The following is a 14,609-nucleotide window of genomic DNA, read 5'->3' on the forward strand; positions in this document are numbered from 1 at the left end:
CTCGAATCCGTGGAACCATCGCGCGACACGTGTCATGCGCGCGTGACACGGCTCGGGCTCAGCGTCGGGCCAGGACTACGACGGGCGGACTCCCGGCGGACCTCGAGAGGAAGGGCAAGACCTGCCCCCCCGGGCAAGAACGGCCTCATCAGGAACGCCGTTGGGGCAATCCTTGCCTCACCATCCTCCGCCGGAACGCGCAGACGCCCCACTGCATGCGCTTCGCGGTCCGGATGTCGCTGCAGGTGGAGCTCGGCCTGCGCGCGCTCAATCGCCGCGCCGCGCGGCTCGACGGGCCGCTCGAGGGCAGGCTCGACGCCATCTTCCACGACGCGCGCCTCGCGCACTGGAGCTTCGGCGCCGCCTTGATTCAGTTCCAGCGCCTGGACAACTGGGCGCTCCCGACCGGGCTGGAGGTGCAGGAGCGCGCGCCATCCACCTGAGGTGGACAGGGCCTCGGCCCGGCGGCTGGGCGCGAGGAAGCCGGGCTGACGGGCCGGAGGCACGCGCTGGGCGTGGCCTCCGGCCTGGTGCTGCAGCTCTCAGTCCCGGAAGCAGGCCAGGAAGACGTCGTAGGCGCCGAAGCCGCCGTGGGCGGTGAAGAGGTCGCTCCCGGAGATTCAGGGAGCAGACACGCCCGCCGGGGTCCGTGCAGGCAGCCCCGGCGGTGGGATTCGACTCTTCAGCGACGGGAGGCGGACTTACGGGGCGCGGTCCGGCTCCCTGCTGAGGCAGGGCTCCATCTTCTCGGGGGCAACGAGGAAAGGCTCCTCGCGATCCAGGTACCGGGAGATGCCCGGCGTGGCGAAGCCAATCTGGCCGCCGCCGTCGTACAACAGGGCCGCCCAGTCGTTCTGCGACGTGGGGAACACATCCGTCAAGTCGCCGTCGCGGTTGAAGTCCAGCGCATAGGTGTTGAAGTCGTATTGGCGGTTGTTGTTGAAGTCGACGAAGTCGGTTGCAGAGAACATAGACACCTGGGCGCCGTTGAAGCGCAGCCCATAGATCTTGCCCAGGTCCGACTCGGTGGTCGGGGCGACGGGCGCGAACGCGGTGAGATCGTAGACGGCCGCCTCGCTGATGGAAGCCACCCGCACACGCGAGTAGTCGAGCGCGCCGACATTGCCGCCAAGTTCGAATCCATAGAACTGGTATTCGTAGTTCATGATGCTCAGGTAGTTGGGCTTGTAGTTGGCGTCGTCATTGCCACCGTGGAGCAGGCCCAGGTTATGCCCCAGCTCGTGCATGAGGGTGCCGGCATTCTGTTGCTCCGTGCCATTGAAAGAGGCCACCGTCACCACGAAGTCCTGCGCGGGGGCGCCGCGAGAGATACCGCTGGAGAAGCCTCCGTTGTATTGGTTCGCGAACACCATGTAGTGAAAGTAGGGCGCGCGGGCGGCGGCGAAGTACTTCGCCTTGATGACGTCGAAGTCCGTCCAGACGGGGCTCAGGTTCATGTCCGCGTCCGCGGCGGCGATCTGCTGATCCACCACCAGGTGCAGCGTGATGCCTGTGGACCCATTTGGATTGCTCACCGGCGCGCTGGCGAAAGCCGTGACGACCTTGTCCAGCGTGGCCTGGCTGGGCCTGAGGTTGGGATAGTAGTCCACCTCCACGAAGACGTCCTTCTTGCGCGGGTTGGCGCCGAGGGCACTCAGATCCAGGCCGCCGAAGCCGAACGACTCTACGTAGTCGCTGAGGCGGTCCCCATCCGTGTCAGCCTTGTTGGGATCGGTGCCCAACACAACCTCCACGACGTCACAGATGCCGTCACTGTCTGTATCCAGTGAGGTCAGGAGGCAGCCGACAGGGAGCGGGAGAGGCACAGCCTCTGCCACCATCTCAGCCTGGCGGGTGCTGGGCTGTGCCGCGTCCGGAGGGGCCTCGTCGCCACAGGCGCTCAAACCAAGGAAGGCCAGGGAGGCTGTCAGCAGACACTTATGAAGCTGTGACATAATTATCCTCTTGCATCAATGATTGGCATTGCGCCAATCGCCGCCAGCATCGCTGGCTGCGTATGAAATTGAAACAAGCATTGGGCCGATTTCGGCAGTCCTGATCATGCCTGGCCAGAAGCACTGGAAAAAGACATACGGCCTGTCGCGCCGAGTGTGGCGCATTTCATTCCAGACTCCGACATCCGTCGAGTGGCGTCCGCGCTCCGGGCACGCGCCACGTCATGCGCGCGTCCAGGCCCGCCTCTTTGAAGACCCGCTTTGCCTCGTCGAGCGGCTGCCGGAAGTGGCTCCAGCCGTCGTAGTGCACCGGCACCCTGCGGCACGCGCCCAGCGCCTCCGCCGCTCGCACTGCTTCCCTTGTGTCGAACGTGTAGCGGATTTCCGCGGAGTGGCTCAGGAGGACGTTCGACTTCGACGTGATGGGAGCGCGGTCTGGGCAGGCGTGTACCCCAAGGGGGCTCAAGCGGCCTGTCCACCGGACGGGAGCATCACTCGGGCGGCCCCGTCAGCGGCCCTCCTCGGCCCCTCTGCACCCTCCCTCCCCCTCGACAGGGTCCCATCCCTCTTATGCGTTCTCCTCCAACGGCAGGTCCTACTCGGCGGAGTTCGGCTCGCGGCCGGTGACGAAGCGCACTCGCGCGGGCTCGGACAGTGACTCGCCATCCACACTCCGGGCCCGCACTGTCACGGTGTACTCGGTGTCCGGCGCCAGCAACGCGAGCGGAATCACGACCACGACGCGCTTGATGTCGAAATCTTCCAGCGGGGCCGACGTCGGGAAGACGTCGAACTCCATCTCCGGGCTGATGGAGACCTCGGGGGGCTGGGAAGGAGGAAAGTCCACCTCCTGATTGAAGACGAACGCGATCTGGCGCATGCGCGACACGCCGGTATCGCCGTCGTAGGGGTCGGTGTACAGGAGCGTGAAGGCTTCCTCGTCACAGCCCGCGAGCAGCAACACCAGTGAGGCCAACAGCGCGCGGGGCAAGGCGCGGAGGGTCAATTGCGTCATGCGGCGGACGCTATCACCCGGAACATGGAGGCCCAGCCACGCGGCGTCACGCCGTTCGTGAGGCCGACTGTCCCGGCAGCCGGAGGGTGAACCGCGCCCAACCCGCGTGCCGGCGACGTTCCAGGAGAAGGGCCGGCCTCCGGCCCTCGTCGGGGACCACAAGCGTGAGACGGGCCTGGGCGTCGGCGGCGACTGGCTTCAGCGCTACACCTGGACCCGCAACGGCGTGGACACCCCCAACAAGTAACGGCGTCCTGAAGCACTGAGACAGGCCCGGCGGTCGCCAGGAGCGGCCCCGGGCCTTCGTCTTTTCAGCACGACGGCTGGGATGCGAGCGCCCTCGGCCTCTACGGCGTCCATGGGCTGACCCGCGCAAGGGCCCGGGGACGCACAGCAGGCCTGCCCAGCGCATTCCCTGCAGCATCGACTGCGCTGGACTTCGTACGGCGACGCCTCCGACGCTCGTTTCCGAGGCAGTCTCTTCAGGGTGGCCCCATCCAACGGCCGGGTCCCGGGAGACCGCTGGACGGCCACGGCCCGCCGCGGGCCGGCGGAGAAAGCGGGTTATTTCTTTTTTTGAGACGCCGCGAGGTGGCCAGCACTCACTTGCGTGGGAGCGGCCCTCCCCTCGGCCAGGTGTCGTCATCCACCCCCTCAGTCGTGCCTGGCGGAGCCAGAGGAGAAGACAATGAAAAAGAGTTCCGTGCCCGGCGCGCTGCTGGGAGTGTTGGTGGCCATTGGCCTCGTGGTTCCCACTGTCGCGCAGGCCTTCGCCGCGCCCCTGGTGCGCGTCCCCTTCGTGGGCCGTGCCTGGCAGACCGGCGTCGGCATCTGGGCAGGCACCTCGGCGACCTTCGGGGACTCCACCAGTGAGACGCTGACCCTGCGCGTGCGCGAGTTCACCGCCTGCGACACGTGCTGGCTCACCTCGGTGCAGATGACGTCGACGGGAACCGGTAGCGGCTTCCGCTCCTGGCTTGGCGAGGTCGGCGGGCTGAAGCCCGGCACCCGGTACATCTATGGCATCTACGCCTCGGGCCAGACGGGCGAGGTCGGGGGCTTGAACTTCAGGACCGAGCCTGCTGGGCCGTCGCGCTTCAAGGTCGCCGTCGCGTCCTGCATGAACGGCGAGAACGCGCCGAGCCAGCCGTCGTGGAACATCATCGAGGAGCAGCTCAACACAGGTGAGCCCAACTTCCAGGTGCTCCTGGGAGACAACATGTACACGACGCAGAACCCGCCCACGAAGGACCACTACTGGTTCAAGTACTTCCAGCAGCGCAACGTGCCGGAGTTCGCGAACGCCTTCCGCGCCTTCCCGACGGTCGCCATCTGGGATGACCATGACTACGGTCCGAACGACGAGGATGGCACCTTCGCCCAGAAGGACATCGCCCGCTCTGCGTACCTGGACTTGTATCCCCACCACCCGCTCGCCGGAGACGGCATCTACCACACGTTCGCCTGGGGCGGAGACTCGACCGGGGCCGGCGGCGGCGTGGAGTTCTTCATGATGGATGACCGCTGGGGCCGCGACTGCCCCCGGTCCATGCCCGCGGGGTACGCGGCGAAGATGTACGGCGCGACGCAGTTCAACTGGCTGAAGACCTCGCTGCAGGCCTCCAAGGCGACCTTCAAGGTGATTGCGAATGGCTCCACCCTGAGCAGCAGCTGCTGGGGAACCCAGAAGCAGGCGCTCTACGACTTCATCACCGACAACAAGATTGGAGGCGTGCTCTTCATCACGGGTGACATCCACCGGAGTCTGGTCAGCTCTCGGACCCCCGCGGGGGGCTATCCGCTGTATGAGCTGACCTCTTCCGGAATTGGTTCGCCCAGCACGCCCGCCGAGTGGAGCTTCGGCCTCATGGAGTTCGACACGACGCTGGCGGACCCCACCGTCACGCTCAAGGTCGTCCAGAACCCCGAGAAGCGCTCGAGCATCATGGGAGCTGGAGTCACCGTCTCCACGACGGTGTTGAAGCGCTCGCAGCTGCAGAACTGAGGACGGCTCCCGCGTGTGGATGAGCTCCTCCCGGTGCTTCGCCGGGAGGAGCTGTTTTCGTCCCCACCACGGCGGCGCTGGGCATGGGCATCCGGCTCACCCTCAACACCCCTCCCATTCGTCCTATGCGTTGGTGGAGGCACAGACGCTCTGGGACCCACTGGACGCTCTGGCCACCCACCTGCGGCAGTCCTACCGAGGCGCTGCTGGCCGAGGTCTTCACCTCGCCCCTCATCCACGCGGATGAGACGCATTGGCTGCTCTTGGACAAGGGCCCCGGCACCAGGTGGTCTTGCTGGAGGGTTTCTCCCTGCACGCCAACACGCACCTGCCTGCCAACGACAGGCAGGGACTGGAACGGCGATGCCGCTACGGGAGCGCGGTCTGGGCAGGCGTGTACCCCAAGGGAGCTCAAGCGACCTGTCCACCGGACGGGAGCATCACTCGGGCGGCCCCGTCAGCGGCCCTCCTCGGCCCCTCCGCACCCTCCCTCCCCCTCAACAGGGCCCCCATCCCTCTTATGCGTGCCGGGAGACGCCCTACCCTTCGCTCCAACGCCCGGCCGTGCGTGGCGGGAGTGGGACTTGAAGACCCCGTGGCGCCTGGCCGCCGCGCGCTGAAGCGGGCCGTCAGTGCTTCGGAGTCTCGGGGGGGAACTCCGCGAGGAGCTTGGGGACGGCCTTGCCCAGCCACTCCTGTATCTCCTGGTTGCTGGCCCCGGGCGACAGCTCCCCCTGGGCCGTGCCCCGCCACACGAGCTTCTGCGCGCGGGCATCCATGATGTCGAGGTCGAGCACGCCCTTGGAGAACTCCTGCTTGATGGGCTTGGGCTGCATGCTCGGGTAGGGGTTCTGGTACGGGTCCTGGTAGGGCGTCCTCGGAGGGTTCGGGTCCAGCCCCGGCATGAGGGCGCCCTGGAAATTGATGGAGCTGTCCCACCGGATGAGGAGGTCCGGCGTCGCGCCCGCCTCCACGCGATGGTAGCCGCGAGACGCGAGATAGGCGTCCACCGACTTCTCGACGCCCGTGTCCGCGGCGCCCTCACCCGCGTTCTTCGCAGGGGGCAGCCAGGCATAGGTGCGGTAGCCGCTCGCGGCCTTCATGGCGTTACCGTCGTACTGGGTGCTTACGTCGATGCCCGCGCAGGCGGTGAAGACGAGGGCCAGGAGCGGGACAAGGCGTCGGGTCGGCATCCACATGGACATCTGGGTCATCCCCATTCAGAGAGGGCAGACGGGCGAGGTTGAGCGCCAGCATCGCACGCTTCTCGAGGAGAGGTCCTTCGCGAGCACCGGGTCTGTCTCCAGGCCGATGCATCATCGTCACGCGACCGAGGGCCTCGAGCGGGCCGATGCCTACCTCTTTGGCCGGGTGACCTACGAAATGATGGAGGCCGCGTTTCGGCGGCCGGCGGGGACGGTAGCCACGTGGAGCTTCGCCATGGGCAACCCAATTGCTCATGTTTAATTCGGCTTAATCCCGGTTAATCGCTGGCACGCGTAGGGTGACAGCGCTGACAACCGGGGAGTCGAACCATGTCGAAGAAGGTCTTGCGTCTGCTGTTCCTGGGTGTGCTGGTGGCCTGTGCTTCCGCTTGTGGCGTGGACGTGCAGGAGGAGCCGTCCACCGCCGTCTCGCCGGAGGACCTCGGGGCTGCGGAGCAGAACATCTGCCTCCTGGGCAGCCCCATCGGTACCTGTCGCAAATACGTGGGCAGCGGCACCACGGACCCCAACTGCGCCATTCCGGCTCCGTATTTGTGGACCTACTCGGAGTGCTATCAGTACCAGTCTGGCTCGGCCCCCAACATCAAGTACTACGCCGATGGCTGCGTCTCGACGCAGAAGCGGGTCTGTGGTGGCAGCAGCTCGGTTCCGCCCGCCGGGGCATGCCTGCAGACCTGCTAGCAGGCACGGGGGCGCGCGCGTGTCATCGGAGCGCCGGAATCGAGTACGGCGCCCACCGGTCCTTCCACGGGCGCGCCTCCTCGATCTGGTACGCGAGCCCCAGCAGCATCGCCTCCTCGCCCCGTGCCGCGGCGAAGTGCATGCCGATGGGAACCCCGCCCTCCGGGAAGCACAGCGGCACGGACATGGCCGGGCAGCCCGCGATGTTCTGGGCGGTTGTCACCTCATCCGGGTGGCGCGTCGAAGCGGCAATCGTCCGCGCTCCTTCTGGATGTGGAGGCGGCGGAAATCGAAGCCACCGCCGGAAGCCCACCCGTCAGTCCACCTTCGCCACGCGGCTCCGGTCGTCGAGGAAGGCCTCGACACCCTGGGCGATGGCCGCTGCTCCAGTCCCTGCCTGTCGTTCGCATGCAGGTGCGTATGGGCGCGCAGGGAGAATCCCCCCAGGAACGCCGGGCGAGCAGGCGCCCACACGCTTCGTCAGGGCGGAGCGTGCGCTTCAGTGCTAGTCCATGCTCCCATGTCCGGCGACTCACCCGTCCCCACCCCCGGCGGCTTGCCCACCCTGCACTTCCCCCCCGAGCTCCCCATCTCGGCCCGGGTGGAGGACATCACCGCGGCCATCACCGCCCATCAGGTGGTCATCGTCGCGGGGGCCACCGGCTCGGGGAAGACGACGCAGCTGCCGAAGGTCCTGCTCGCCATGGGGCGCGGCCGCCCGCGCCAGATTGGCGTCACCCAACCCCGGCGCATCGCCGCGACGAGCGTGGCGGCGCGCGTGGCACGCGAGCTCGGCACGGAGCTGGGCACGGACGTCGGCTACCAGATTCGCTTCGAGGACCGCTCGTCCCGGCAGACGGCCGTGAAGTTCATGACCGACGGAGTCCTCCTCGCGCAGATTCACAGCGACCCGCTCCTGCGCCGCTACGACACCATCGTGCTCGACGAGGCCCACGAGCGCAGCCTCACCATCGACTTCCTGCTCGGGTGGCTCAAGCGCATCCTCCCCAGGCGCCCCGACCTCAAGGTGGTGGTGAGCTCGGCCACCATCGAGACCGAGCGCTTCTCGCAATTCTTCGGGGGGGCTCCGGTCATCCAGGTGGAGGGCCGTACCTTTCCGGTGGACGTGCTCTACGAGCCGCCCCCCGAGGACGACGAGCTCGCCGACTCCGTCGCCGATGCGGTGGCCAACGTGCTCTCGCTCGACCCGGACGGGGACGTCCTCGTGTTCCTCCCCGGGGAGCGGGAAATCCGCGAGGCCGAGAATGCCCTGAACGCACGCGAGCTCCGCGGCACGGTGGTGCAGCCCCTGTATTCGCGCCTGTCGGCCGCCGAGCAGTCGCGCGTCTTCGCCACCATCCCCGAGCGCCGGGTCATCCTCGCCACCAACGTCGCGGAGACGTCGGTCACCATCCCGGGCATCGTGTACGTCGTGGACACGGGGGTGGCGCGCCTGTCGCGCTACGAGCCGCGCTCGGGCACCACGCGCCTGCACATCGAGCCGGTCTCCCAGGCCAGCGCCGACCAGCGCAAGGGGCGCTGCGGCCGCGTGCGCGAGGGCATCTGCGTGCGCCTCTACGACGAGGCGAGCTTCACCACGCGGCCCGCCTTCACCGACCCGGAAATCAAGCGCACCGGGCTCGCGGGGGTCATCCTGCGGATGAAGTCCCTCGGCCTCGGTGACGTCGAGGACTTCCCCTTCCTCGACCCGCCCCAGCCGAAGGCCATCGCCGAGGGCTGGCGGGTGCTCGAGGAGCTCGGGGCCATCGAGGGCAAGGAGCGCACCTTGACGCCGCTCGGGAACCAGCTCGCGCGCTTCCCGGTGGACCCGCGCATCGCGCGGATGATTCTCGCCGGCGCCGAGTACGGGTGCCTGGACGAGGTGCTCATCGTCGCCGCGGCGCTCAACCTGCAGGACCCGCGCGAGCGGCCACGGGAGCTCGCGCAGAAGGCGGACGAGCTGCACCGGCGCTTCCGTGACGAGCACTCGGACTTCACGGGGCTCCTCAAGCTGTGGGCGTTCGTGCGCGAGGCCGAGGGCCGGGGGACGTCCCATCTGCGGCGCGTGTGCCGGGACAACTTCCTGTCCTTCCTGCGGGTGCGCGAGTGGCGGGACGTCCAGCGCCAGCTCGAGGAGACCGTCCGCGAGCTGCGCCTGCCGCGCAAGGGCCGGGGCGCCCCGGCGCGCGGGGACGCCCTGCACCAGGCGCTCCTCACCGGGCTCCTGTCCCGCATCGGCCAGTGGAATCCGGAGCAGCGCCACTATACGGGTGCGAAGCAGACGCGCTTCATGGTCCACCCCTCGTCGGCGCTCGCGAAGAAGCCCCCTGCCTGGGGGATGGCGTTCGAGCTCGTGGAGACGTCCCAGCTGTTCGCGCGCACCGTGGCGAAGCTCGACCCGGAGTGGCTCGCGGCGGCGGCCCCCCACCTGCTCAAGCGCAGCTACTCCGAGCCGCACTGGTCGGAGAAGTCCGCGCGCGCCGTGGTGAAGGAGAACGCGACCCTCTTCGGGCTTCAGGTCTTCAAGGAGCGCCCCGTGGCCCTGGCCAGCATGGACCCCGCCCGGGCACGGCTGATGTTCCTCGAGCATGCCCTGGTGCGCGGCGAGTACCGCACCCGCGGGGCGTTCCAGGAGGAGAACCGCCAGGTGCTCGAGCGCGTGGCGCGCCTGCGGGACAAGGCCCGGCGCAGCGAGCTGCTCGACAACGAGGCGCTGCTGACATTCTTCGACCAGCGCCTCCCGGCGGACGTGACGGACGGAGCGGGCTTCGAGGTCTGGCGCCGCAAGGCCGAGGCGGCCGACCCCGACGTGCTCGTCCTCTCGATGGAGGATGCCCTCTCGCACGACCCGGGCCTGTCCCCGGCGCACTACCCGGACGCCATCACCCTGAACGGCGCGTCCGTGCCGGTGACGTACACCTTCGACCCCTCGGCCGAGGACGACGGCATCACCCTGAGCGTGCCGCTGCTGCTGCTCGCACAACTGGTCCCGGGTGAGCTCGACTGGACCATCCCCGGGTGGCAGCGGGAGAAACTCACCGCCCTGCTCGAGGAGGTCCCCCGCGCCCTGCGCAGGCAGCTGGGGCCGCTGCCGGACCTGGTCGACCGTCTCCAGAAGGAACTCGTGCCCTTCCGCGGGCCGATGATTCCAGCGCTCGCGCGTGCGGTGTCCCGGCTGTGCGGCGTGGACGTGCCCGAGGAGTCCTTCCGGGCGGATGCCGTGGCGCCGTACCTGCGCATCACGCTCCGGGTGCTCGACGAGAAGGGAAAGGAGCTTGCGCGGAGCCGCGACGCCGACGCGCTGCTCGAGCAGTACGGGGGACGTGCACGGACGGCGCTGCGCAGCGCGGCACCGACTTCGGACTGGGAGCGCAAGGGGCTGACGGCCTGGACCTTCGGCGAGCTGCCCTCCGTGGTCACCCGGCGGATCGGCGGGCTCGACGTCCGCAGCTACCCCGCGCTCGTCGACCGGGGCGCTGCCGTGGACCTGGTGCTGCTCGAGACCTCCGCCGCCGCCGACGCGGCCACGCGCACGGGGGTCCGCCGGCTCCTGATGCTCGCCGCGCGCGGACACGTGGCCGTCAGCGCCGCGCGCATGCCGCTGCCCTTCCCGTCCCTGGACGGCGCGCCGCCCGCGCGGGGCCAGGCCGAAGCCTTCCGGGCGGTCGTCCTCGCACGCAGCGTCGACGATGCGTTCAAGCTCGCACCGGGTGCGCCACTGCCCCGCACGAAGACTGCCTTCGAGGCGCTGGTCCGTGAGGGCTCACCGCGCATCGAGAGTGCGGCCCGGGACTGGGCGAACGCCGTCGTGGTCACCTCCTCGGAGCTCGCAGCGACGCTCGCTGCACTCAAGACAGCATCCAAGGGGCCGAGCGGCGCGGCGGCCGTGCGGGACATCCGCTCGCAGCTCGGACACCTGTTCCCCGCGAACCTCATCGAGTGGATTCCCTTCGTGCGCCTGCTGAACTACCCGCGCTACCTCAGCGCGGCCCAGGCACGGCTGTCGCGTGCGGTGGCGAACCCCGGGAAGGACGCAGGGAAGGCCGCGCCCTTCACCCCCCTGTGGGAGACCTTCCTCGCCAGGCGCGCCACCGTGCGTGACCCGGAGGCGGCGCAGGAGCTGCGGTGGGCCTTCGAGGAGCTCCGCGTGGCCATCTTCGCTCCGGAGGTGACGACGCCCGTGTCGGTGACGGTGGCGAAGGTCGGCGCGGCCCTCGCGGCGCTGCGCTAGACGCGAGTGGCTGTGCCGCCGCCCGGCTGGGAGGGGTGACGAGGCGGAGGAGGCGTGGGCGGGGGCAAGGGCTACTGCTGACCCGGCTGCACACACAGCTCGGCGGCCAGCAGCTCGCGCACGCCGTCCCCGTCCAGGTCCGCCAGCAGGCCGGAGGCCACGGTGTCGGACGCGCCGTCCTGCGAGCGGCCCAGGGCCATGCTCCAGCGCACCGAGAGCTCACCCCGCCGTCCCCAGGACACCACGCCGAGGCCACTCTCCCGGCGCACCACCAGATCCCCGAGCTGGTCGCCGTCCAGGTCCCCGGCGGGAGCGAAGGCGTCGTCGTGCTCCAGCGTCCAGCCCCCCACGTCCTCTCCGCGACGCCATACCGACAGCGGCTCCGGATGGCCGTGGGCCAGGGTGGCCAGCGTGACGCCCTCCTTCCCCTGCACCAGCAGCTCGTCGCGTCCATCACCGTCCACGTCGCCCGCGCGCAGCACGCGGTGGTCGGGCTCCAGCGGCCACTCGCCCACGGGCTCCCCGTACGGGATGAACGTCACCGGCTCCAGCATGCCCTGGACCGGGCGCACCAGCGTAAGGCCATGGTGGCTTCGGACCAGCAGCTCACGGCCTTCGAGGCCCAGGAAGCGGCCCGTCGCGACCACCGACGTCTCCGGGTCCAGCGGGTCCTCCCCCAGCACGTCCCCGTACGGAATGAAGCCCACCGGCTCCAGCCCCTTGGGTGTGCCCGCCAGCATCGTCCAGCCGGCCTCGCCGCGCAGCACCGCGTCCGTGCGGCCGTCGCCGTCGTGGTCCGCCACGGCCTCCAGGCGCGCTTCGTGATGCAGCCGGTTGCCGCCCAGCTCTGTCTCGGGGGGGTACACCGCCAGCGGCTCCAGCCCCGTCTGGCCCAGGCGCAGCAGGCCCAGCGCGCCCTCCTTGCTCGTGAAGAGCAGCTCCACGCGCCCGTCGCCATCCACGTCCCCCGTGCCCTCCAGCCGGTCATCGGGGCGCGGCGTCCAGTCCCCCACCGGCAGTTCCCAGGCGTGCGCCTGGCGCAGCCGCTGTGTGCCCTGGCCGTCGTCTCCGAGCACGGCCAGGCCGCGCCCGTCTCGCAGCACCAGCTCGTCCCGCCCATTGCCGTCCAGGTCCACCGCGGCGAGCAGCTCCTGGGCCCGCGTCCAATCCCAGCCGCTGTCGACCGCGTGCTCGGCCAGCAGGGCGCGCACCCCCGTCATGCCCTGGGCGTCCACCCGCAGCGAGGCGAGCAACCCCGAGGACTTCCCGCCGTTGGTGTCCTTGCTCGTGAGTGGGATGGCCCACCAGCACCCGGGGACCCCCCCGCACAGGCGCTCCAGCGGGTTGGCGAGGCCCCATCCGGCGTGCTTCGAGATGTATGCGATGATGACCGACGGGTCGAAGACCTCGCTCGGTGTCCCATCGGAGAAGGGGAGGTGCGCGGTGGTGCTGAGGACGGACAGCTTCACCGTCACGATTGCGTCGTCGATGTAGAGGGCGTCCGCCTTCTTGTCGCCGTTGACGTCGGCGAAGCGGGCGAGCTCTCCCAGGGGGCCGCCGGTGGCGTGCAGCAGCATGGGGCCGAAGCCGCCCTCCTCGCGGGCCAGCTTCACGTAGACGGCTCCGGGGTCCTGCGCGACGAAGTCCGCGCGCCCGTCCCCGTTCATGTCCACGAGCGTTGCGTCCCGCTTCTCCCATTCGGGCCAGAACTCGATGGGGGTGGCGAGCATCGGCGCGAAGTGCCCCAGCGTCGTCGCGGGCTGCCTGTAGAGGACATGACCCCGGATGGCCACCCAGTCCGCCTTCCCGTCGGCGGTGATGTCCGCCAGGTGCACGTAGGGCTCCCAGGGGCCCGCGTACAGGTAGGGCGTCTTCATCTCGGGGCCAACGTCACCGGAGGCGTTGAGCGCATACGCCCAGACATTCGCTTCGCCCGGGAAGACGAAGTCCGCGCCGTTGAAGCCGTCCACCTGGGCGAAGTGGGGGCGCCGGTCCCAGCCGGTGTCCGTCCACTTCTTGCGCAGCGTGGGCGGGAAGACGGTGCCGTCTCCCTTGGAGAGCCCTACATAGAGGGCATCCGTGCCCACCCAGACGAAGTCCGCGCCGTTCTTCCCGTCCACGTCCGCCAATTGCGCGCCCTTCAGCCAGCCGCCGCCGCCCAGCGGGGTGGCCCTGGGCGCGTCGAAGGTGCCCGTGCCGTTGGACTTCGCCACCCAGAGCTGTGTGTCCGAGATGAAGGCGAAGTCGGCCTTGCCGTCGCCCGTCATGTCGACCATTTGCGCGTTCGTGTCCCAGCTGGCGCCGGGAGACAGCGGGGTGGGCTTCAGTTGCTGGAACTCACCATTGCCCTTCGCCAGGGCGACCTGCACGCGGGTGCTCTCCGGGAAGATGAGGTCCACGCCGTTGACGCCGTCGACGTCCGCCACCAGCACCTTCGCACCCGTGCCTCCGGCGGGGCCGGGGGACAGCAGCGTCACCATCTCCTTCAGGGGGTCCGGCTCGACGACGGTCTTCGCGTAGACGATTTTCGCCATCCACTCATCGAAGCGGTCGGCGCGGACGATGTAGCTGTCGAACGTCTCGCTGTGGAACTCCGCGATGACGCCAGCGAGCCGGAATGTAGCGCCCTCCATGACGTAGCACGGGCCTCCGGAGTCTCCCTTGAAGACGGACTGGCCCGCGGAGTTCCTGGGCAGGACGTACTGATACGGGTTCACGGTGCCCACCGTGAGCATGGCCTCCCGCAGCGTTCCAAACGTGTCCGCCAGGGTCTTCTGCGAGTAACCCATGCAGCGCAGTGGGGTGCCCAGCGGCACCGGGCCTGCGTAGAGTTGCTGCGCCACCGGCGGCACCACGACGTCCTTGACGAGGCGGAGGAGCGCCACGTCCAGCGAGGAATGCGGCATCACCCCGCTGGCATTCACGCCGACCGTTTCGCCGGTAGCAAGGGTGACGGTGTTGCCCGTCACCTTCTTGATGCAGTGCCTGGCGGTGAGCACCCAGCGCAGGTTGATGAGAGTGCCGGTGCAGTCGTCGATGTTGACCTTCACCACGCGCGTGACGATGGGGAACGGGATGTCGGTTCCGTTGAAGATGGGGGCGGTCTGGCTCCCGAGCCCTGCCTCCGGAGAGGAGGGCGGAGGAGAACCGCAGGCCGTCACGGCGCAGGCCAGCAGGAGGGAGGAGAAGAGTCGGAGGTGCATGCAACGGGCTCCCGGAAGGGAAGGGGTGCCCGGTGCCTACTCAACCTTCGTGCCAGGACTTCTGCCCCCCTGGCGCCGGTGCCGGTGTCACGGCTGGATGCGCGGGTGTCACACGGTCCGCCGGCACTGTCACGGCGGCGCGGCCACGCATGGAGGGATGGGGTCGAGGAGGGCCGCTGCCTCAAGCCCCGCGCTCGCCTCCTCCGCACCTGCTTCAGGGAGCAGGCAGTTCTGGTTCAGCTCCAACACGTCGTCATACGCGGCGGAGGAGCCCGGGTTGGACGAGGCGCCCA

Annotated in this window: 10 protein-coding genes; 5 read left to right on the plus strand and 5 right to left on the minus strand. The window is 69.1% G+C overall.

Translation table 11 applies throughout. The features are described 5' to 3' along the window. Nucleotides 1-215: 215 nt before the first annotated feature. Entirely contained in the window at nucleotides 216-443 is a 228-nt protein-coding gene (locus OV427_RS14100; RefSeq protein WP_267856616.1) for a hypothetical protein, read from the plus strand. Nucleotides 444-701: 258 nt separating this feature from the next. On the opposite strand, the gene OV427_RS14105 is transcribed toward OV427_RS14100, so the two are convergent. Together OV427_RS14105 and OV427_RS14110 are read right to left on the minus strand one after the other, a co-directional pair. Next, complete coding sequence (locus tag OV427_RS14105) at nucleotides 702-1,955, minus strand: hypothetical protein (protein WP_267856617.1); 1,254 nt, start codon at nucleotides 1,953-1,955, stop codon at nucleotides 702-704. 595 nt (nucleotides 1,956-2,550) lie between these two features. Next, entirely contained in the window at nucleotides 2,551-2,970 is a 420-nt protein-coding gene (locus tag OV427_RS14110) for an Ig-like domain-containing protein (protein ID WP_267856618.1), read from the minus strand. A 106-nt stretch (nucleotides 2,971-3,076) separates the two neighbouring features. Here OV427_RS14110 and OV427_RS14115 point away from each other — a divergent pair, with 106 nt between their 5' ends. Further along, a complete protein-coding gene (locus OV427_RS14115) occupies nucleotides 3,077-3,217 on the plus strand; it encodes a hypothetical protein (RefSeq protein WP_267856619.1) in 141 nt (46 codons plus the stop codon). Nucleotides 3,218-3,658: 441 nt separating this feature from the next. Then, nucleotides 3,659-4,975, plus strand: coding sequence for an alkaline phosphatase D family protein (locus OV427_RS14120; RefSeq protein ID WP_267856620.1), 1,317 nt, complete (start codon nucleotides 3,659-3,661; stop codon nucleotides 4,973-4,975). A 629-nt stretch (nucleotides 4,976-5,604) separates the two neighbouring features. Here the strand turns inward: OV427_RS14120 and OV427_RS14125 are convergent. Beyond that, nucleotides 5,605-6,168 (minus strand): DUF4136 domain-containing protein, encoded by a 564-nt coding sequence (locus OV427_RS14125; protein WP_267856621.1) that lies wholly within the window; start codon nucleotides 6,166-6,168, stop codon nucleotides 5,605-5,607. Between the two features lie 342 nt (nucleotides 6,169-6,510). On the opposite strand from OV427_RS14125, the gene OV427_RS14130 reads away from it, so the two are divergent. After that, entirely contained in the window at nucleotides 6,511-6,882 is a 372-nt protein-coding gene (locus OV427_RS14130; protein WP_267856622.1) for a hypothetical protein, read from the plus strand. 22 nt (nucleotides 6,883-6,904) lie between these two features. Here the strand turns inward: OV427_RS14130 and OV427_RS14135 are convergent, their stop codons facing one another. Beyond that, on the minus strand, nucleotides 6,905-7,195 hold the full coding sequence (locus tag OV427_RS14135; RefSeq protein WP_267856623.1) for an amidase family protein: 291 nt from the start codon (nucleotides 7,193-7,195) through the stop codon (nucleotides 6,905-6,907). A gap of 207 nt (nucleotides 7,196-7,402) precedes the next feature. Between OV427_RS14135 and hrpA the strand changes: the two genes are divergently transcribed. Then, nucleotides 7,403-11,113, plus strand: coding sequence for an ATP-dependent RNA helicase HrpA (gene hrpA, locus OV427_RS14140; protein ID WP_267856624.1), 3,711 nt, complete (start codon nucleotides 7,403-7,405; stop codon nucleotides 11,111-11,113). Between the two features lie 71 nt (nucleotides 11,114-11,184). On the opposite strand, the gene OV427_RS14145 is transcribed toward hrpA, so the two are convergent. Next, complete coding sequence (locus OV427_RS14145) at nucleotides 11,185-14,316, minus strand: FG-GAP-like repeat-containing protein (RefSeq protein ID WP_267856625.1); 3,132 nt, start codon at nucleotides 14,314-14,316, stop codon at nucleotides 11,185-11,187. Between the last annotated feature and the right edge of the window lie 293 nt (nucleotides 14,317-14,609).

The organism is Pyxidicoccus sp. MSG2, from assembly GCF_026626705.1.
In the GTDB taxonomy this organism is placed as follows: Bacteria; Myxococcota; Myxococcia; order Myxococcales; family Myxococcaceae; genus Myxococcus.

Bases quoted from the DNA above. Each gene is read 5' to 3' on its own strand.
- OV427_RS14105 (WP_267856617.1), bottom strand. From the start codon at position 1,955: ATGTCACAGCTTCATAAGTGTCTGCTGACAGCCTCCCTGGCCTTCCTT.
- OV427_RS14110 (WP_267856618.1), bottom strand. From the start codon at position 2,970: ATGACGCAATTGACCCTCCGCGCCTTGCCCCGCGCGCTGTTGGCCTCA.
- OV427_RS14100 (WP_267856616.1), top strand. From the start codon at position 216: ATGCGCTTCGCGGTCCGGATGTCGCTGCAGGTGGAGCTCGGCCTGCGC.
- OV427_RS14125 (WP_267856621.1), bottom strand. From the start codon at position 6,168: ATGCCGACCCGACGCCTTGTCCCGCTCCTGGCCCTCGTCTTCACCGCC.
- OV427_RS14130 (WP_267856622.1), top strand. From the start codon at position 6,511: ATGTCGAAGAAGGTCTTGCGTCTGCTGTTCCTGGGTGTGCTGGTGGCC.
- OV427_RS14120 (WP_267856620.1), top strand. From the start codon at position 3,659: ATGAAAAAGAGTTCCGTGCCCGGCGCGCTGCTGGGAGTGTTGGTGGCC.
- hrpA (WP_267856624.1), top strand. From the start codon at position 7,403: ATGTCCGGCGACTCACCCGTCCCCACCCCCGGCGGCTTGCCCACCCTG.
- OV427_RS14145 (WP_267856625.1), bottom strand. From the start codon at position 14,316: ATGCACCTCCGACTCTTCTCCTCCCTCCTGCTGGCCTGCGCCGTGACG.